Origin of the sequence: Hoeflea sp. Naph1 (genome assembly GCF_046837775.1) — a bacterium.
In the GTDB taxonomy this organism is placed as follows: Bacteria; Pseudomonadota; Alphaproteobacteria; order Rhizobiales; family Rhizobiaceae; genus Hoeflea.
The window spans coordinates 1067433-1087068 of the sequence record NZ_CP177286.1 but is presented as its reverse complement, the minus strand read 5'-3'; the positions used below and the strand labels follow the sequence as shown (position 1 = coordinate 1087068).

Annotated in this window: 20 protein-coding genes; all 20 read right to left on the bottom strand. The window is 61.4% G+C overall.

Going from position 1 to position 19636, the window contains the following annotated elements:
* The 20 genes from ACK6D9_RS05145 to ACK6D9_RS05050 all read right to left on the bottom strand — a co-directional run bounded on the left by ACK6D9_RS05145 (position 1) and on the right by ACK6D9_RS05050 (position 19636).
* Positions 1–462, bottom strand: coding sequence for a hypothetical protein (locus ACK6D9_RS05145; RefSeq protein WP_322988922.1), 462 nt, complete (start codon positions 460–462; stop codon positions 1–3).
* A gap of 1 nt (position 463) precedes the next feature.
* A complete protein-coding gene (gene rbfA, locus ACK6D9_RS05140; RefSeq protein ID WP_322988923.1) occupies positions 464–883 on the bottom strand; it encodes a 30S ribosome-binding factor RbfA in 420 nt (139 codons plus the stop codon).
* Positions 884–973: 90 nt separating this feature from the next.
* On the bottom strand, positions 974–3577 hold the full coding sequence (infB, locus tag ACK6D9_RS05135; protein ID WP_322988924.1) for a translation initiation factor IF-2: 2604 nt from the start codon (positions 3575–3577) through the stop codon (positions 974–976).
* Positions 3578–3668: 91 nt separating this feature from the next.
* A complete protein-coding gene (locus tag ACK6D9_RS05130; RefSeq protein WP_322988925.1) occupies positions 3669–4274 on the bottom strand; it encodes an RNA-binding protein in 606 nt (201 codons plus the stop codon).
* Positions 4275–4324: 50 nt separating this feature from the next.
* Entirely contained in the window at positions 4325–6025 is a 1701-nt protein-coding gene (gene nusA, locus ACK6D9_RS05125; RefSeq protein WP_412050888.1) for a transcription termination factor NusA, read from the bottom strand.
* A gap of 103 nt (positions 6026–6128) precedes the next feature.
* Complete coding sequence (rimP, locus tag ACK6D9_RS05120) at positions 6129–6752, bottom strand: ribosome maturation factor RimP (protein ID WP_412050887.1); 624 nt, start codon at positions 6750–6752, stop codon at positions 6129–6131.
* A gap of 184 nt (positions 6753–6936) precedes the next feature.
* Positions 6937–7641 carry a tRNA (guanine(46)-N(7))-methyltransferase TrmB gene (trmB, locus tag ACK6D9_RS05115; protein ID WP_412050886.1) on the bottom strand — a complete coding sequence of 235 codons (705 nt, stop codon included), beginning with the start codon at positions 7639–7641 and terminating at the stop codon, positions 6937–6939.
* A 30-nt stretch (positions 7642–7671) separates the two neighbouring features.
* Positions 7672–8913, bottom strand: a complete 1242-nt coding sequence (gene metK / locus ACK6D9_RS05110) for a methionine adenosyltransferase (RefSeq protein WP_412050885.1) — start codon at positions 8911–8913, stop codon at positions 7672–7674.
* 165 nt (positions 8914–9078) lie between these two features.
* On the bottom strand, positions 9079–9498 hold the full coding sequence (locus ACK6D9_RS05105) for a helix-turn-helix domain-containing protein (RefSeq protein ID WP_322988930.1): 420 nt from the start codon (positions 9496–9498) through the stop codon (positions 9079–9081).
* A gap of 153 nt (positions 9499–9651) precedes the next feature.
* Positions 9652–11247 (bottom strand): apolipoprotein N-acyltransferase, encoded by a 1596-nt coding sequence (lnt, locus tag ACK6D9_RS05100; RefSeq protein WP_412050884.1) that lies wholly within the window; start codon positions 11245–11247, stop codon positions 9652–9654.
* 277 nt (positions 11248–11524) lie between these two features.
* A complete protein-coding gene (locus tag ACK6D9_RS05095; protein WP_322990601.1) occupies positions 11525–12661 on the bottom strand; it encodes a hemolysin family protein in 1137 nt (378 codons plus the stop codon).
* A 13-nt stretch (positions 12662–12674) separates the two neighbouring features.
* Positions 12675–13202, bottom strand: coding sequence for an rRNA maturation RNase YbeY (gene ybeY / locus ACK6D9_RS05090; RefSeq protein WP_412050883.1), 528 nt, complete (start codon positions 13200–13202; stop codon positions 12675–12677).
* Complete coding sequence (locus tag ACK6D9_RS05085) at positions 13199–14230, bottom strand: PhoH family protein (RefSeq protein ID WP_412051739.1); 1032 nt, start codon at positions 14228–14230, stop codon at positions 13199–13201. The genes ybeY and ACK6D9_RS05085 overlap by 4 nt, the downstream gene beginning before the upstream one ends.
* A gap of 48 nt (positions 14231–14278) precedes the next feature.
* Positions 14279–15679 (bottom strand): tRNA (N6-isopentenyl adenosine(37)-C2)-methylthiotransferase MiaB, encoded by a 1401-nt coding sequence (gene miaB, locus ACK6D9_RS05080; protein ID WP_412050882.1) that lies wholly within the window; start codon positions 15677–15679, stop codon positions 14279–14281.
* Between the two features lie 160 nt (positions 15680–15839).
* On the bottom strand, positions 15840–16637 hold the full coding sequence (locus ACK6D9_RS05075) for a 1-acyl-sn-glycerol-3-phosphate acyltransferase (RefSeq protein ID WP_412050881.1): 798 nt from the start codon (positions 16635–16637) through the stop codon (positions 15840–15842).
* Between the two features lie 51 nt (positions 16638–16688).
* Positions 16689–17114 carry a Fur family transcriptional regulator gene (locus ACK6D9_RS05070; RefSeq protein WP_322991067.1) on the bottom strand — a complete coding sequence of 142 codons (426 nt, stop codon included), beginning with the start codon at positions 17112–17114 and terminating at the stop codon, positions 16689–16691.
* A 67-nt stretch (positions 17115–17181) separates the two neighbouring features.
* Positions 17182–17673, bottom strand: coding sequence for a GNAT family N-acetyltransferase (locus ACK6D9_RS05065; protein ID WP_412050880.1), 492 nt, complete (start codon positions 17671–17673; stop codon positions 17182–17184).
* Positions 17674–17676: 3 nt separating this feature from the next.
* Entirely contained in the window at positions 17677–18357 is a 681-nt protein-coding gene (tsaB, locus tag ACK6D9_RS05060) for a tRNA (adenosine(37)-N6)-threonylcarbamoyltransferase complex dimerization subunit type 1 TsaB (protein ID WP_412050879.1), read from the bottom strand.
* A 96-nt stretch (positions 18358–18453) separates the two neighbouring features.
* Positions 18454–19020 carry a NifU family protein gene (locus ACK6D9_RS05055; protein WP_322989346.1) on the bottom strand — a complete coding sequence of 189 codons (567 nt, stop codon included), beginning with the start codon at positions 19018–19020 and terminating at the stop codon, positions 18454–18456.
* A gap of 124 nt (positions 19021–19144) precedes the next feature.
* Positions 19145–19636, bottom strand: coding sequence for a universal stress protein (locus ACK6D9_RS05050; protein WP_322989345.1), 492 nt, complete (start codon positions 19634–19636; stop codon positions 19145–19147).

Here is a 19636-nt window from a genome sequence, read left to right as displayed (position 1 = left end):
TCAGGCGTAACCCGGCTTCTTGCGGTAGGTCGCAGCGGTCCTGGCAACGCTGCCTTCAGGCATCGGCTTTGTGGGCCCCTTCTCGCAATCGAGCGCGTAGAACCGCTTGGCAACCAGATAACCTGCGGCAACGGTCGCGCCATTCTCGTTGCTATACTTGTCACCCAGTTTCTTGACGATCAGCCGTTCGATTCTGCCAAGCGGCGGCTCACCCTGTTCCATCGCTTCGAGCAGAGCCTGCTCATTGGCCCGCGCATTGACGATAAGTTCAATAGCGCGCATCTCCGGGTCGGCGTGCGAAATTTCCTTCTTGCCGGCATAAGGCAATCCGCTTTCGACGATCATCTCGACGATGGAAACGGCATCCTCGCTGTCGGCTGCCCGCATGCAGTTTGCATAGAGCGTTGTCCGGGCCTCGGTGGACATGGCAGCTATCTTTTCCGATGTTATAAGCGTTGCCATTTTATTTTTCACCGTCAGTGTCAGTGTTAACGTCGGGGTCGAGATCGCGGGCGACCTCGGGTGAGCGCAACAGCGCGTCGATCTTCGAGTAATTGTCAAAGCTGGTGTCTTCGCGGAACCTGAGTTCCGGCATGTGCTTGAGCTGGCTGATCTGCGGGGTGATGCGGCCGCGCAAGTAACGCGCATGGCGGTTGAGCGCCTCGATGATGGCAGCATGATCCTGCTGGCCCAACGGCATGACATAGGCGGTGGCGATTCTCAGGTCCGGTGACATGCGCACTTCGGAGACCGAGACCACAGTGGTTTCCAGCAGTGGATCGCGCACGTCGCCGCGCTGCAACACCTGGGTAATGGCTGCGCGAACCTGCTCACCAACGCGCAACATGCGCTGCGAAGGGGCCGAGGAACTTGGCTTTGGCATAGGATTCCAACCGATTTTGCGGGCGCGATGGACCCGGGCTGCCGTTGACAGATAGGTGCCCGGCGCAGGAAGCGCCGGACATTAATCCAATCAGAGCGTGCGGGTGACGTGCTCGACGCGGAAGCACTCGATGACGTCGCCTGCGCGAATGTCTTCGTAGTTCTCGAAGGCCATACCGCATTCCTGGCCGCCGTTAACCTCGGCAACTTCGTCCTTGAAGCGCTTGAGCGTCTTGAGCTTGCCTTCGTGAATGACAACGTTGTCACGGATCAGGCGGACGCCCGACCCACGTTCAACCTTGCCCTCGGTGACGCGACAACCGGCAACCTTGCCGACCTTGGTGATGTTGAACACCTCAAGGATCTCGGCATTGCCGAGGAAGGTTTCGCGCCGTTCCGGCGAGAGCATGCCCGACATCGCAGCCTTCACGTCATCCACCAGATCGTAGATGATGTTGTAGTAGCGGATCTCGACACCATCACGTTCAGCCGCGTCGCGCGCCTGCTTGTTGGCACGGACGTTGAAGCCGATGATGGCAGCGCCCGAAGCTTCGGCCAGCGAGATATCGGACTCGGTGATTGCACCGGCACCCGAATGGATGATCCGAGCGCGGACTTCGTCGGTCCCGAGCTTTTCGATCGCGCCTGCAATGGCTTCGATGGAACCCTGCACGTCGCCCTTGACCAGCAGCGGGAATTCCTGGCTGCCGGTATCCTGCAACTGGGTCATCATCTGCTCGAGCGAACCGCGTGAACCGCTCTGACGTGCTGCCGCCTTGTCGCGGGCAAGCCGCTGACGGTATTCGGCGATCTCGCGGGCACGGCCTTCATTTTCGACCACTGCAAAGCGGTCACCGGCCTGCGGTGTGCCCTGAAGGCCCAAAATTTCGACCGGGAACGCCGGTCCGGCTTCCTTGACCTGTTCGCCGCGGTCATTGACCAGAGCGCGCACGCGGCCCCACTGATCGCCAGCCACGAGAATTTCACCGGGCCGGAGCGTACCGGTCTGCACCAGAACGGTGGCAACCGAACCGCGACCGCGATCAAGCTTGGCCTCGATCACAACGCCTTCGGCGGTACGAGCCGGGTTGGCCTTGAGATCAAGTAATTCAGCCTGCAGAAGGATGGCATCGAGCAGCTTGTCGAGATTGAGCTGCTTTGTCGCCGACACCTCGACGTCAAGAACCTCGCCGCCCATGCTTTCAACAAACACTTCGTGCTGCAGCAGGTCGGTACGGACCTTCTGGGCATCGGCTGATGGCTTGTCGATCTTGTTGATCGCTACGATGATCGGAACACCGGCTGCCTTGGCATGATTGATCGATTCAATCGTCTGCGGCATCACGGCGTCGTCAGCCGCCACCACCAGAATGGCGATGTCGGTTGCCTGGGCGCCGCGGGCACGCATCGCGGTGAAAGCCGCGTGGCCCGGGGTATCGATGAAGGTGATCAGCTGACCGTTTTTCTCAACCTGGTAAGCACCGATGTGCTGGGTGATGCCACCGGCTTCACCCGAAACCACATTGGCGTCGCGGATCGCGTCGAGCAGCGAGGTCTTGCCGTGGTCGACGTGACCCATGATGGTGACAACCGGAGGCCGCGATACCATTTCGCCGTCTTCGTCCTCGACATTGAAAATGCCAAGTTCGACGTCGGATTCCGATACGCGACGAACGGTGTGGCCGAATTCGCCGGCGATGATTTCAGCCAGGTCGGCATCAATGATGTCGCCGGGCTTCATCATCTGGCCTTCCTTCATCAGGTACTTGATCACATCGACCGACCGTTCGGACATCCGCTGCGAGAGTTCCTGGATGGTGATGGTTTCAGGCAGCTGCACTTCGCGCATGACCTTTTCACGTGGCTCCTGCGCCATCGAGCGGCGCATCTTTTCCTGACGGCGACGCATCGCCGAAAGCGAACGGCCCCGCGAATTGCCGTCATCATTGAGCGCGGATGTCAGCGTCAACTTGCCGCGACGACGATCCTCTTCAGCCTTCGGGCGAGTGGGCTTGGGCGTTTCCGGGCGCGTAACCTTGGCCCCCGGACGTGCCGGAGCTCCGGTGCGCGCAGGCGTTTCGGCCTCGTTCTCGCGACGCCGACCGCGGCCGGCGTCTTCGGCCGGGGCAGCAGCGGTAGCATCGGCCGGCGCGTTGGCGGCGGCTTCGCGTGCTGCAAGCTCCTGCTGTTCAGCTTCCTTGGCAAGGCGTGCGTCTTCGATGACCTGAGCCTTGGCGTTCTCGGCTTCCTCGACAGCACGAAGGGCATCTTCCTCCGCACGACGAATGGCGTCGGCCTCGGCGCGCTTGCGCTCTTCGATGTCGCGGACGCGGCTATCCTGCAATGCGCGACGACGGGCCTCCATCTCGCTCGAGGACAACTGGTTGAGCACGGCGCCACGCGGGGCCGGAGCCGGCGCCCTTACCGGCGCGGCTGGCGGTGGTGGTGGCGGTGGCGCTGCGGCCACCGGCTTCTCAGCCACCGGCGCAGGGCGCGGCTTGAGTGTCACCGGCGGCACCGTGTTCTCGTCCTCGGGGCGGGTAATGCGACGCTTGCGCGTCTCCACCACCACCGCCTTGGTACGGCCACGGCCCATCTCCTGACGCACCATCCCCTGTTCCACAGAGGGGCGCTTCAGCGAGAAGGTTTTCTTGCCGGTAACACTGATTGTCTTGTCGTCTTTGCTGTCGCTCATTCCGTATCCGTTTCCGCGGAAGTCCTACCGCGCCCGTGCGCAATGGCTTCTTGATCGATAGCCCCCAGGCGTTGAAGCCCGTAGCCCGTTTTCAGTCCGTCCCCGCCTGGGGGTCGTTTCTGTAACGCGCAAGTGCCTTTGCGCGCTTCACTACACCTTCTCCGGCCTGCCCTGCAAGCGCAGCGGCATGGATAAACGCGCCGTCGCCGATGGCGCGCGTCAATTCGTCGGCGGAAAATAACCGAAACACCGGTATTTCCTCTTCCTTTTCACCCATCGCCTGCGCCGTATTGGCTTGCCGCAACTTGCGCACGCCATCATCGGCTGCGTCAGTCGCATGCATCAAGGCCAGCGCAGATCCGGACCTTACCGCGGCCTCGACCTTGCCTGATCCGGTGATGAACTGACCCGACTTGCGCGCCATGTTCATCATGCCCAGCAGACTGTCGACGAGCCGCCGCTCGACCATCTCCCCCAGATTGGGATCGACGGTCACATCGGTCTTCAAGGCCCGGCCGAAAAGCTTGCGCTTGACGGCCAGGTCAATCTTCTCGCGTTCCGCAGTTACCCAGCAGCCGCGTCCGGGAAGGACAAGGCGCAGGTCGGGAACAATGCTGCCGTCGGGGCCCGCGACGAAGCGGATCAAGCCTTCAGGCTGGTCACGCTCGCGGGTGACGATGCACATTCGGTCGTTCACGGGTTCGATCCTGACCTTTTTCACACCAAACCCCTTGACGGCGCCAGGCCTCAGGCCTCCTCGCCGTCGGTAGCGGCTGCTTCGGGCTGATCGGTTTCAGCAGCTTCGGCGACAACTGCGGCCGCCGCCACTGCTGCGACTTCGCCCTCTGCAGCATCCTCTTCAGTCGCTTCGGTCTCTTCGACTTCTTCGACCAAAAGTTCATCCTCGGTAATCCAGCCTACCGCAAGGCGGGCCGCCAGGATCATCGATTCTGCTTCGGGGCGAGTCACGTCCAGATTGGAGAACAGCCCCTCGAAGCGCTTGGTCTCGCCATCCTTGCGTTCGGACCAGCCGGTGAGATCGTCAACCGCGCAGCCGGCGAAATCCTCGACAGTCTTGATCCCGTCACCGCCAAGCGCGACCAACATCGCGGTGGTCATGCCGGGAACCGAGCGTAACTCGTCCTCAACGCCCAATTCCTTGCGCTTGGCGTCAAGTTCAGCCTCGATCTTGTCGAGATATTCGCGGGCGCGGGTCTGAAGTTCGCTGGCAGTTTCCTCGTCGAAGCCTTCGATGCCTGTGATTTCGCCGATCTCGACGTAAGCAACCTCTTCGACCTGGCTGAAGCCTTCGGAGGCGAGCACCTGGCCGACCATCTCGTCAACATCAAGCGCTTCCATGAACAGTGCAGTGCGCTCGTTGAATTCCTTCTGGCGACGCTGGCTTTCTTCTTCCTCGGTGAGAATGTCGATGTCCCAGCCGGTCAGCTGCGAAGCCAGCCGGACATTCTGGCCGCGTCGACCGATGGCCAGCGACAACTGTTCGTCTGGCACCACGACCTCGATACGCTCGGCATCCTCGTCGAGCACCACCTTGGAGACCTCGGCGGGCTGCAGGGCGTTGACGATGAAGGTGGCCGGCGATGGTGACCAGGGAATGATATCGATCTTCTCACCCTGCAATTCGCCAACCACGGCCTGCACACGGCTGCCGCGCATACCGACGCAGGCGCCGACAGGGTCGATGGAGGAATCATTGGAGATGACGGCGATCTTGGCGCGGCTGCCGGGGTCGCGGGCAACCGAACGGATCTCGATGATGCCATCGTAGATTTCCGGCACTTCCATGGTGAACAGCTTGACCATGAACTGCGGATGGGTGCGCGACAGAAAGATCTGCGGACCACGCTGCTCACGGCGCACGTCGTAGACATAGGCGCGAACCCGGTCGCCATAGCGGAAGGCTTCGCGCGGAATGGTTTCGTCGCGGCGGATAATGCCTTCGCCACGGCCGAGGTCGACGATGACGTTGCCGTATTCGACGCGCTTGACAGTGCCGTTGACGATTTCGCCGATACGGTCCTTGAATTCGTCAAACTGCCGGTCACGCTCGGCTTCACGCACCTTCTGAACGATGACCTGCTTGGCTGACTGGGCGGCGATGCGGCCAAAATCCATCGGCGGCAGCGGGTCAGCGATGAAATCGCCAAGCTGGGCGTCGGGGTTGCGGTCACGCGCCAGCATCAACGGAATCTGCAGCGAATAATCTTCGGCATGCTCGACGACTTCAAGCAGACGCTGAAGCCGGATCTCGCCGGTTTTGGCATTGATGTCGGCGCGGATGTTGGATTCCGATCCGTAGCGCGAACGTGCAGCTTTCTGAATCGCGTCCGCCATGGCGGAGATAACGATTTCGCGGTCAATGGACTTCTCACGCGCGACCGCGTCAGCGATCTGAAGAAGCTCAAGCCTGTTTGCACTGACTGCCATGTGTATCTCCATGTGTCGGCTCGCCACTTCCGAGCCTGGTCTGGGTTGGGCCCGCGCGGCGGACCAGATCTAAGGCGCCCTGCCGGACGCCGCTAATTCTGTTTCAAGTCTGATCGTCCGATGCCGACTCCGCGGCTTCTTCGGACGGGTTTTCCTCGTTGGCGGCTGCCTTTGCAGCCTTGTCGGCACGCAGGGACTCGCGAATCAACTCGTCGGTAAGCACCAGCTTGGCTTCAGCCAGCGCGGCAAACGGGATCACCGCCAGATTGTCTTCGCCGTAAGCAGGCTGTTCACGCTCAACCGAAAACCCGGTGTCGGTGACATCGCGGATGAAACCACGAAAGCGCTTGCGACCATTGATCAGAACCGACGCGTCGCACCGGGCGAGATGACCTTCCCAGCGCTTGAAATCGGATTTGCGCACCAGAGGCCGATCGATGCCGGGCGACGACACCTCGAGATGATAAGCCTTTTCCACCGGATCTTCCACATCCAGCACCGGCGAAATTGCGCGCGAGGCCGCCTCGCAATCCTCGACCACCATCGAGCCGTCATTGCGCTCGGCCATGATCTGCAGTGTCAGACCGTTCTGACCCGACAGCCGCACCCGCACCAGACGCATGTCCATGGCCTCGAGCACCGGCTCGATGATCTCGGCAATACGGGCGTCGACACCAGTCTCGATGACCAGTCTCGGTTCATTGGGCGTTGTGGCTTCGTCGGTCATCGGACAGGGTTCCGGCTTCTGGCTTGACTGGTCGACCGGCAACAAAAAAGAGCGGGTCCTCGCGGGCCCACCCTTGCTCGTAACGATCAAGAATTTGAATGTCTTCTAACCTGTTTTGCCCTGTCAGGCAAGGGAAATCGGGCTCTGGCAAGGCCGCTGCACCGGACAACGACAGAGTGGCGGCTCAGACGAGCCGCTCGAATTCCAGATAACAGGGGGCGCGCCCCTCGCGAATGGCCTTGGCCTCATAGCGGGTGCCGGGCCAGCCCGACCATGGCGTGCGCCAGTCAGCGGCTTTTTCTGCACGCCAGGCAAATTGCGTATGCGCGGCGAGATGCGTCAACGTCCAGTTAACATAGGTATCGATGTCGGAGGCAAAGCAGAACACGCCGCCAGGCTTGAGCACACGAGCGAAGCGATCGAGATTGACGGCCGAGACAAACCGGCGCTTCCAGTGCTTCTTCTTGGGCCAGGGATCGGGATAAAGCAGATCGATGTGATCGAGGCAGGCGTCGGGCAGCCAGTCGAGAACCTGGGTGGCGTCATCGTCGTGCAGTCGGATGTTGGACGGCCCCTCGGCGTCGATCGCCGTCAACAGCTTGGCCATCGAATTGATGAACGGCTCGACCCCGATGAAGCCGGTATCGGGCGCTTCCTGCGCCCGGTGCAGCAGATGTTCGCCTCCGCCGAAGCCGATCTCGAGCCGCACCCGGGTGACGGGCACCGGCCAGAGGCTGGCAAGCGAGGCAGGCGCCGGTTCGCCGAGATCAAGTCTGAGCGCAGGCAACACCGCCGCAAGCGCTTCGGCTTGCGGCGTTTTCAGGGTCTTGCCCTTGCGGCGACCGTAGAAGGCCTCGGTGGCGCGACTGCGTCGTGGTGAATTGGTCATGACGATGGCAGCCTGCAAACCGCGGTTACTTCAGCCCTTGAGAGCTTCCTTGAGCGGCTTGACCAGGTCGAGCTTCTCCCAGGAGAAAGATCCGTCACGGCCAGGCTTGCGGCCGAAATGGCCATAGGCAGCAGTACGCGCATAGATCGGCTTGTTGAGGTCGAGATGGGTGCGAATGCCGCGCGGGGTGAGATCCATCACCTTGGGCAGCGCATCTTCGAGTGCCGCTTCGGACACCTTGCCGGTGTCGTGGAAATTGACATTGATCGACAGCGGTTGCGCCACGCCAATGGCATAGGCAAGCTGAATGGTGCAGCGATCGGCGAAGCCTGCGGCGACCGCATTCTTGGCCAGATAGCGCGCAGCGTAGGCTGCGGAACGGTCGACCTTGGTGGTGTCCTTGCCCGAGAACGCACCGCCACCATGGGGCGCTGCGCCGCCATAGGTGTCGACGATGATCTTGCGACCGGTCAGCCCGGCGTCGCCATCGGGACCGCCGATTTCGAACTTGCCGGTCGGGTTGATGTACCATTTGCAATCAGCTGCGATGGCCAGACCCTCGAGCGCTTCGCGAATATAGGGCTCGACGACTTCGCGCACCCTGGCTGAATCCCAGCTGCCGTCGAGGTGCTGGGTGGAAAGCACGATCGACGCGACTTCCGAGGGCTTGCCATCAACATAGCGCACCGTCACCTGGCTTTTTGCGTCGGGGCCGAGCTTGCCGACGTCACCCTCGCCCTTGTGGCGGGCAGCAGCGAGCAATTCGAGGATCTTGTGGCTGTAATAGATTGGCGCCGGCATCAGGTCAGGTGTCTCGTTGCAGGCGTAACCGAACATGATGCCCTGGTCACCCGCGCCTTCAGAACCCTGATGATCGGAGGCGTTGTCGACGCCCTGGGCGATATGGGCGGACTGAAAATGCAGCAGCACGTCGACCTTTGCGGTTTTCCAGTGAAAACCGTCTTGCTCGTAGCCGATCGACTTGATGGCCTTGCGCGCAGCAGATTTGAACTTGGCCGGGTTGATGACGTCCTCGCCCGCCTTGTTCTTCTTGATCAGCGACGGCGGTACCCGGACCTCGCCGGCAATGATAACCCGGTTGGTGGTCGCCAGTGTTTCGCAAGCAACGCGCACGCTCCACGGATCAACACCGCCCTTTTTGGCCTCGCGGTAGACCAGGTCGACGATTTCGTCGGAAATACGGTCGCACACCTTGTCAGGATGGCCTTCGGACACTGATTCACTGGTGAAAAGGAAAGTCGAGCGTTCCATTACGGGCTCCATCATGTTGACGCGGTCGAGCCTGTGTAGTGGTAACGCGCAATCCTGACAAGGTCAGAACGACATAACCATATCTTGATATGTCTTTGTGATGTGATTTGCCGCCGGGCCTGGGAGGCCGCCCGGCGGCAAATCGAATTGTATTGCCCAGTTGGGTCAGTCTGCCTCGGCTTCCGAAGCAAGCGCCTTGACGAGATCGACCAGCTTGCGGCGAACCTTCGGATCAGCAATCTTGATGAAAGCCCGGTTGAGTTGAAGCCCTTCGGAGGAAGAAAGGAAATCAACCACATAATTGGAACTATTGGCCTCGGCCATTCCCGGCTGGCTTGTTGCCGGGTCGCTCGGTGCATCTTCGAAAAAGAAACTTACCGGTACATTCAAAATCGTGGAAATGTTCTGCAGCCGGCTTGCACCAACACGGTTCGTTCCCTTCTCGTATTTTTGAATTTGCTGGAAGGTTATTCCCAAAGCTTCGCCAAGCTTTTCCTGACTCATGCCAAGCATCGTGCGGCGAAGCCGGATCCGACTGCCGACGTGAATGTCGATTGGATTCGGCTTTTTCTTGTTTTCGATCATATATTTATCCTGACAAGAGCCTGTAACTCTTTGGTTGATATGTCCCGTTGTGATAGCAGCCATGACGCCCGGGATGCACAGGAATGATAGATGCCGAACCGACTACGGGAAGTGGGTTGACGGGGACAACTATGCAATTTTAGGGGTTTTCCGTCAATCAGAGCTGTATATTTTACTTCTGCGCGCAACCAAGGCTAACAGTATCATTGCGGCGATAATCAATCCAAAACTAATTTTCCGGCTTTTTACAGACAAGAATTGACCGTCGCGGGCCGGCAATGCCACGTCGAGGACACCGGTTTCACCCAGCGGCAGGCTTGCAACGATGTTGCCAACAGCGTCGGTCACGGCGGAAATGCCGCTGTTTGCCGCCCTGACAAGCGGCAGACCGGTTTCAACCGAGCGCAGTTGAGCCTGACGGAGATGCTGGTAAGGCCCGGGTGTGAGGCCATACCAGGCATCGTTGGTTACATTGAGCAGCAGGTCACCGCGGCCGTCCGGCAGTTCGGAGAGATCAGGGAAAATCGCCTCGTAACAGATCAGCGGCACCGCCCCCAGACCGCCCGGCAAACCGAGCAGGCCGCGGCGCTCGGCCGCCGAAAATCCGCCGAAGGAATCGGCCACGGGCGAAAGCCCGAACCGCCGTAACACTGCTTCGAACGGGAGAAACTCGCCGAAGGGGACGAGATGGGTCTTGTCGGCCGAACCGATGATCTGACCATCGTCATCAATGGCGTATATGGTGTTATAATAACGTTCCGGCGAGCCGCCGACGCCGTCTTCGCGGCGGACTCCGCCGGTCACCAGGGTCTGACCAATCTGCAACATATCAGCAATCCGCGATAGGGCGCCAGGATTCTCGGTCAGCAGGAACGGCAATGCCGTTTCAGGCCAGATAATGTGGGTCGGGCGCAACTGGCCTTCGCGTGGCGCCAAGGCACTCAGGCTCAATAACCGCGTAAAAATCCGCTCGCGCTCGGATGCATCCCATTTGGCCGACTGATCGATGGCTGGCTGGACGATACGGATAATCGCCGCCTGAGGCGCCTCCTCGTCTTCGCCGAAGCGCTGCAACGACCACCAGCCATAGCCGACATGGACTGAGAACAGCAGTAGAGCCAATAGAAGACCCGGAACAGCCGCGCGCTTTGTGCCGATCAGCGCCGGGGCCGAGAAGACAAAGACAGCGAGCGCCGAAATGCCATAAAGACCGACAATTTCGGCGGACTGCATCAGCATCGGTGTCGGCATCGCCGCGTAGCCGATGGCGTTCCAAGGGAACCCGGTCAAGGCAAAACTGCGCACCCACTCGATCAGGCCGAAAGCGGCAGACAGGGCGGCAATGCGGCCGAGCCCGTCCGACCACATCAGCCGTGCCAGCGCGGTAGCGACGCCATAAAAGATCGCCAACAGCGCAGGCAACCCCAGCACCGCCAGCGGCAAGGCCCAGGCGAAGCTGTCAGCCTCGACCAGAAGCGCGTTACCGAGCCACCAGAGGCCGGCCACGAAATAGCCCGTACCGAACCACCAGCCGGTGGCAAAAGCCGGACGCAAACGACCAAGCACGCCGGCGTCGGCAGGACCGCTGGCGCCATCAAGCAGCCAGACCAGAATCGGGAAGGATACAAACAGTACGGCAAAGAAATTGAACGGTGGCAGCGCCAGAACCGAGAGAGCGCCCGCAAACAGCGCCAGCCCGATACGCCTTGCGCCCCAGCTCAACATGATTGATTCAGCGACCCGTTCCACGTCCACGCATCTCCCCGCCGTTATCCGCCGGTATGGCCGTAGCCCTGCTAGCCGCGCGAATCAGCCGCCGCATCCTTTCAAAAAACTGCTTCCTTGTCCGGCGCTGTTCCCGGCTTTTTTACAGAATCGGGATCCTCGCGGCCATCTGGCGATTGCCGTGGCGGAAAAGCGCCCTGCCCGCTACTTCCCTGTCAGTGTGACGTATCGGGAAGTTGCGAGCCGGCCCTGCTAATGCCCGATGTGAAACGGGATGCGCAGACCGAGGGACGGGCCGGGGTCACGCGACGCTGGCGTCATCGGAATCAGTGGTCTTCTTGGCCGGGTAGGCTTCGCCGCGGCCAGGCCGCCGGCGTTCTGGTGTGCGGCGTTTTCGGATGATGCGGACACGCTTGACCCGGCGCGGGTCGGCGTCGGTGACGTGGAATTCGAACCCGGGCAGGCCCTGAACCACTTCACCGCGGACCGGCACACGACCGAGCTCGGAGAAGATCAGGCCGCCAATGGTGTCGACTTCCTCGCTCTGCTCGCGGATGTCGAAATCAGGTCCGATTTCCTTGGCGAGATCATCGAGTTCGGCCTTGGCGTCAACAACCCAGACATCCTCGCCGGTCTTGCTGATCAGTGTTTCTTCCTCGTCGTCATGCTCATCAGCGATGTCGCCGACCACCATTTCGACAATATCCTCAAGCGAAACGAGGCCGTCGGTGCCGCCATATTCATCGATCACCAGCGCCATCTGGATGCGGTTCGCCTGCATCCGCTGCATCAGATCCGAGGCCAGCATCGAGGCGGGCACGAACAAGACCTTGCGGGTGATGCCCGATTCCTGAAGCGTCTTGGTCAAATCGACCCGCGAGAGGTCAAGCCCGTTGAGGGAGGTGCGCTTTTGCACCACTGCGGGGTTCTTGGCGGTGGACTTGCGCTTGGTGCGGCCCTGCTTGGTGATCCAGGCGAGCAGATCTCGAATGTGGATCATGCCGCGCGGATCATCGAGGTTTTCGGCGTAAACAGGCATCCGCGACCGGCCTGATTCATCAAAAATCTCGAGCAACCGGCCCAGTGTGGTTGTCTGATCCACCGCCTCGACATCGGCGCGTGGAACCATCACGTCTTCGACACGAACCTCGCGCAGACGCAAGATATTCTGCAGCATGGCGCGCTCGTCTGGCGAGAACGCCGAATGCAGGTTTCCGCCCGGCAACAACGCTTCGGTCAGGTCCTCGCGGATGGACTCGCGATCGGAAGGGGGAAAAAGGGCGCGCACAAGTCGATGCCAAAGGCCCATGCCGTTGCTCTCATCGGGCACTTGCGGCACGGGCACGGGTAGGTAACTGTCAGCATCTTCGGTCGATGAGGCGCTCTGGGCGCCTTGGGCGTCGTCTCCGGTCGTCGCCGGGGCATTGCTGTCTGTCATCGTCTCAATATGGTTAAACCGGCTCAGTGTCGCCGTAGGGATCAGATAGGTTAAGCGAAGTCAAAATGCGAGTCTCGATTGCTTCCATTTCGTCCGCATCGTCATTTTCAATGTGATCATAGCCGAAAAGATGAAGAAAACCGTGCACAACGAGATGGGTAATGTGCTCGTCGAGCGGTTTGTCGAGTTCTCCGGCTTCGCGCTCGATGGTCTGGCGCGCCAGGATTATGTCGCCGAGCATCGGTCCAGGCAGCCCTCCGGGGACCAGCGGAAAGGCCGGAAACGACAGGACATTGGTGGGCTTTGGCTGGGCCCGCCACTGGGCGTTGATCTCGGCCATCATCGCGTCGTCGGCAAGAACAAGCGAGACTTCCGGCGGCTCGGCCGGAAACGGCTGGCCTTCGCGCTCTGAAAGATCCCTGGCGGCTGCTTCAAGTGCCGTGAGCGCCAAGGCCTCGATACGATCCGGATCGCCCCAGGCGCCTGCCTCGACCGCAAGCGCCAGGCTGATGGCGGGCGCGTTTGCCAAGCTGACGCTCACCGGTCGCTGTCGGGCTTGGGGTGGTCGCGCCGACCATAGGCCTCGACAATCCGCTGCACCAGCGGATGGCGCACCACATCGATTTCGCGAAAACGGCAGGTGACGACCCCGTCAACGCCTTCAAGGTAGTCCAGCGCCTCGACCAGACCCGAAGTGACACCACGCGGCAGGTCGACCTGGCTTGGGTCGCCGGTAACGATCATCCGCGAGTTCTCGCCCAGACGGGTGAGAAACATCTTCATCTGCATTTGCGTGGTATTTTGGGCCTCATCAAGGATGACGGCGGCATTGGCGAGGGTACGGCCACGCATGAATGCCAACGGCGCGATCTCGATGACGCCGGCGGTCATGGCGCGCTCGACCTTGTCGCCGGGCATCATGTCATAAAGCGCGTCATAGAGCGGTCGCAGATAGGGGTCGACCTTTTCTTTCATGTCGCCAGGCAGGAAGCCGAGACGCTCGCCCGCCTCCACCGCCGGACGTGAAAGGATAATGCGCTCGACCGAGCCGCGTTCCAGCAGCTGTGCGGCATAGGCGACCGCGAGATAGGTCTTGCCGGTGCCGGCCGGCCCGACGCCGAACACCAGCTCTGCGCGCTCCATCGCCCGCATGTAGGCGTCCTGGGTCGGCGTGCGCGCCATCACGGTCTTCTTGCGGGTGGAAATCTGCGCCAACGCCAACTTGCCCTTGCGCTCGAGCGTCGGCAGCACCAGCTGGTCGTCGGCGGCCAGCGCCATGCGAATGGCGCCCTCGACGTCGGAGCTGTCGAGGCTGGCGCCCTTGAGCAAGCGGTCATAGAGGTGATCAAGCGCACGGCGGGCCTGATTGGTCGCCATTTCTTCGCCACGCAGCGTCACGGTGTTGCCGCGCGAACGGGCGTCGATCTTCAGCTTTTGCTCGATCAGCGCCAGATTCTGGTCGAACTGGCCGAACAACTCGCTGGCGAGCCGGTTGTTTTCAAAGGTGAGCGCAAGATGGGTCGTATCGGACGCGCCTGACGCGGGCGCCTCGGCTTGTGCCGGGGACAGATACTCAGCTGCCAAACGCTCTTGCTCCCTTATTGCTCGAATTCAGCATCACGCGGGTTCCGCGAAAAGGCTGCTCGAGTCGGTTTCTGTGATTCGAACTGAAACAATGTCACCGATTTTGCCAACCTTTGCATCAACTATTACCGGCTGGAGCCACGGCGAGCGGCCGATAAGCTGGTCAGTGTTGCGTCCGGGCTTCTCCAGCAGCAGATCCACGGTCTTGCCCATGCATTGGCGGCCGAAGGCTCGGGTCTGCTCGCTGAGCAGTGCCTGCAGCCGCGCCAGCCGTTCGGTCTTGACCGATTCGGCTACCTGATCTTCCATCCCGGCGCCGGGCGTGCCGGGGCGGATTGAATATTTGAACGAGAATGCGGCGGCGTAATTGACCTCGCGGATCAAATCCATGGTGGCCTCGAAATCCGCATCGGTTTCGCCGGGAAACCCGACGATGAAATCGCCAGAAAGGGCAATATCAGGGCGCGCGGCACGGATCCGCTCGACCAGTCGGACGTACTCCTCGGCGGTGTGACGGCGGTTCATCGACTTGAGGATGGCGTCCGACCCTGACTGCACAGGCAGATGCAGATAGGGCATCAGTTCGGGCAGATCGCGGTGGGCGGCGATCAGCGAATCGTCCATGTCGCGCGGGTGGCTGGTGGTGTAGCGGATACGCACCAGACCGTCGATTTCGGCGAGACGCCGAATCAGTTCGCCCAGACCCCATTCACGACCGTCGATGCCCTTGCCGTGCCAGGCATTGACGTTCTGACCGAGCAGGGTGATTTCGCGGACCCCGGCATCGACCAGCCGTTGGGCCTCCTGGACGATCCGGTCGACCGGCCGGGAAACTTCGGCGCCGCGGGTATAGGGCACCACACAGAAGGTGCAGAACTTGTCGCAGCCTTCCTGAACGGTAAGGAAGGCGGCAACGCCACGGGCGCGGATGGCCCGAGGCGAGGTGTTGGGCAGGCCGTCGAACTTGTCTTCGGCGGGAAAATCGGTTTCCACCACGCGCTCGCCCTGTCGAGCCCGCGCCAGCGCCTGCGGCAGCCGGTGATAGGTCTGTGGGCCGATGACAACATCGACCACCGGCGCGCGCCGGATGATCTCCTGGCCCTCGGCCTGGGCGACGCAGCCGGCAACGGCGACCATCAGGTCACCTCCCTCGGCATTGCGCTGCTTTTTCAGCTTGGCCAGACGGCCGAGTTGGGAATAAACTTTCTCAGCTGCCTTTTCGCGGATATGGCAGGTGTTGATCAGGATCAGGTCGGCGGCTTCGACAGTATCGACCGCCTGATAGCCGTCGCTTGTCAGCGCGTCGCCCATGCGCTCGCTGTCATAGACGTTCATCTGGCAACCATAGGTCTTGATGAAGACCTTGCGGGTGTTCGTCCTGGTCGCTGCGTCAGCCAGGACTGCGGATTCTGTGGTGGGGGTCGCTTCTGTCATGGGGGGCTTTTAGCCCTAATGCCTGCCGCGCTCAAATGGTTTCATGAGGGCGATAATGGGCATGCATCAGATCGAGGCCAGAAAGTGACATTTGCGCATTCGACTGAACCCGCAATGCTTGAATGGCGGGGCTTGAATGGCACGACCTAAAGATCGCTATTCAGTTCCTGATCCTTCCGCGCAGAGCAGCGGCGAGGCCGGCGCGCACGCGGGCCTCCATCAGGCGGGCGGTGGTTTTGCGGTCAGAGCCGGCGTCAAAGGCGACCGGATCGCCAAACACGACATCGACTTCCATCGCGCCCTGCCTGAGCACACCGAGTAGATGCGGACCAAGCGCAACATCACCGGGCCAGGCGGCGAGCGGACGGTGGTAACGCCCCATCGCCATACCATGAATCCCGACATAGGCGATCGATACCGGCTGAATGTGCACTACGCCTCCCGGCACATGGGCAAGGGCTGCGCTGGCGGCGCCAAACAGCGAGGATTTGAACGGCAGCACCCGGTTGCCGTCCGAGGTGGTGCCTTCGGCAAACAGCACCACGACCTCGCCAGCCAGAAGCCGTCTGGAGACATCGGAAATCTGCACGCCGGTCTTGCGCCGCTCCGTGCGCTCGATGAATACAGAGCGTTGCAATCGTGCCAGCCAGCCGAATATTGGCCAGGTCCGGACCTCGGATTTGGCGATGAAGACCACATCGGCGACCGAGCCCAGCACAAGAATGTCTTTCCAGGACGCATGATTGGAAACCAGCAGCAGCGGCCTTTCGGTAGCCAGCGCGCCATGGGTGGTCACCTTGATGCCCATCACCCGGCACATCACCCGGTGCCACCAGCGTGGCAGCCGGCGCATCAGCGAAAAGCCCAGGCCAATCGCCATCAGTTGCACTGGCAGCAGGGACAGCGTCAGCACCACGAAGGCGAGCAGGACGAAGCCTATGCGCAACGTCGCGATCATGGCCGGGACAGAAACAGGGGATAGCGGCCGGCACTCAGCATGGCGATGGCTTCACCGCTTGTCGCCCTTGAGGGGGACGCCGTAGAGTTCAAGCCGGTGGTCAACCAGGCGAAAGCCGTGTTCGCGGGCGATCCGCTCCTGCAGAGCTTCGATTTCCGGTGAATGAAATTCGATCACCTGGCCGGTGCGCAGATCGATAAGGTGGTCGTGATGCTCTTCGGGCACGGTCTCGTAACGCGAGCGGCCGTCGCGGAAATCGTGCCGCTCGATGATGCCGATATCTTCAAACAGCTTGACCGTGCGGTAAACGGTGGACATCGAGATGCGCTGATCGACCAGCACGGCCCGCCGATGCAATTCCTCGACGTCGGGATGGTCATCGGCGCCATCGAGCACGCGAGCAATGATGCGTCGCTGCTCGGTCATGCGCATGCCACGCTCGGCGCATCGGTCTTCAAGGGATCGTTGTTCGTCCATAAGCTGCCCCGCCGGTCACAAAGGTGACGAGTGCCGCCGTCAATCAAACCGACGGTCTGGTTGGGGACTAACGAAGATCGTGGCGCATGACAAGCGCCGTCGTACGCTGAGCCCCCTCCTGCGCGTAATAGGCGCGGCGCTCCCCGACCTTGGCAAAATCCAGCTTGCGATACAATTCAAGCGCGGCAAGGTTGGTTTCGTCGACCTCGAGGAAGATTTCCTCGGCATCGCGGCGCGCCGCCTCCTGCATGGCGCTGCGCATCAATCGCCATCCCAACCCCGACCGTCTGTGTTTGGGCGAAATTCCGATCGACAAGATTTCAGCCTCGCCTGCGGCCTCGCGGCCAAGCACAAATCCGGCGGCTGCATGGCGGGCGCGGCCTTCCGGACAAGCGAGAAACCCGAAAACAGCCGGTTGCGAAATCAGGCTTTCAAACTCGCCGTCACCCCAGCCATGGGCAAAAGCCTCGCCGTGAATTCGCGACATGGTGTGCGCATCCTTCCTTTCGGCGGCCAGAATTAGACATTCAGGGGACCGGGAGAACAGACTCAACACCATCGGCTAGACCACCTCGTGCGGCAGCGCGAAGCCGGTCTGCGGCTTGGCGTCGGCGTCGCGCAGATAGCGTGGCTCGGGCGGATTGGCCCCGGGATCAAGATGGGAGGCGAGCCGCGCCACATCGGCAATCGCCGGCGCGGCAACATCGCCGATTACCCGCTCGGCCAGCGATTCGTCTTCAGCGGCAAGCAGTGCGGCGCCACTGCCAATCAGCCAAGCACCGGTGCGCCGGGCTTCGGCTGCGGCCTCGACCGGCGTCCATTCGGCACCTGGGGTGATGATTTCGCCGTCGGCGCCCGCAATCAGTGCCCAAACCCGATCGCGGCGGGCATCGAGCGCGGCCATTACCGGCGCGGCTTTGGCCAGCGTCGCGGGAACCGCAATGGCTTCGAGTGAACCGACGCCGACCGCTGGAATGCTATTGGCGAGCGCCAGCCCACGGGCGAAGGCAACGCCGACACGGATGCCGGCAAACGAACCGGGGCCGGTGGTAACGCCAACCCGCGCGACTTCGGAGAGCGTAACGCCGGCGGCGTCGAGGACCGTCTGCAAGACAGATGGAAGCTGCTCGGCATGGCCGCGGCCGATATCCGGGCTGGCTTCGGCAATAATACGATCACCCTCGCCCTTATGGAGGGCGACGGAACAAAATCTTGCCGAACAGTCGATTGCGAGCGTGAGCACCTGACATCCATTGCATCGCGCCGCGCGAAAACCGCGCGGCGTCACAGTGTCAATGCTTCTAGAAGCAGTGGCGGCTGGGGTAAAGAGCCTGCTGCGTCAGACGACTGCTTCGACTTCGCGCACTTCCGGCACGAAATGCTTGAGCAGGTTCTGAATGCCATGCTTGAGCGTGGCCGTCGAAGACGGGCAGCCGGCGCAGGCGCCTTTCATGTGCAAAAACACCTTGCCATCGCGGAAGCCGCGGAAGGTGATGTCGCCGCCATCCTGGGCGACAGCCGGACGGACGCGGGTTTCCAGGAGTTCCTTGATGGTAGCGACAATGGTCTCATCGCCAGCCTCGAAGAATTCCTCGCCGGTATCTTCGGCGGCATCATTGCCACTCGACAGCACCGGTGCGCCGGACATGAAATGTTCCATGATGGTGCCCAGAACGGCCGGCTTGATATGCTGCCAGTCAGGCCCATCCTTGGTGATGGTGATAAAATCATAGCCGTAGAAAACACCGGTTACGCCGGGAATTTCGAACAACTTGGCGGCCAGCGGCGAAACCTTGCCGGCCTCATCAGCATCGCGGAAGTCGGCGGTGCCGCTATCCAGAACTACCTTGCCGGGCAGAAATTTCAGGGTCGCCGGGTTGGGCGTGGATTCGGTCTGAATGAACATTCTCGGGTCTCCCGCCCGACGTCGCGCCGAGCCAGTTTAGAATACTTCAAAACAAGATAGGCCTCACCGGGCCGCGGATCAAGGGCAGATCTTGCCTGCCATGCTCCCTGAACGGAGGATTTTTCTAACTCAGGGCGTCAATCTCGTCATCGGAGAGCGCGTCGGGTATCACTGTCACAGGAATCGGGAACGCGGCACCTCGCCCGGCGATCGACGCCACCAGCGGCCCTGGGCCGTCCTTGGCCGACCCGGCAGCGAGCACCAGAATGGCAATGTCCTGGTCTTCCTCGATGACGGCGTGGATCTCTTCTGTGGTCTTGCCCTGCCGAATCACGGTTTCGGGATCGATGCCGATAATCTGGCGCAATTTCTCGCTGGCCTTGGCCAGCGTCGCCTCGGCCAGTTCCATCGCCTCGGCGCGCATGATTTCTTCAACCCCGAGCCAATGCTGGAAATCGCCGGGCTGGATCACATAGACCAGCACCAGACCGCCGTTGGAATTGTAAGCTCGCATCCCGGCGTAGCGCATCGCGCGTTCGCACTCGGGCGTGTCGTCGATCACGGCCAGGAATTTACGCCGGTGGCCGGCTTCGCGTGAGCGTCTACGTGATACCAT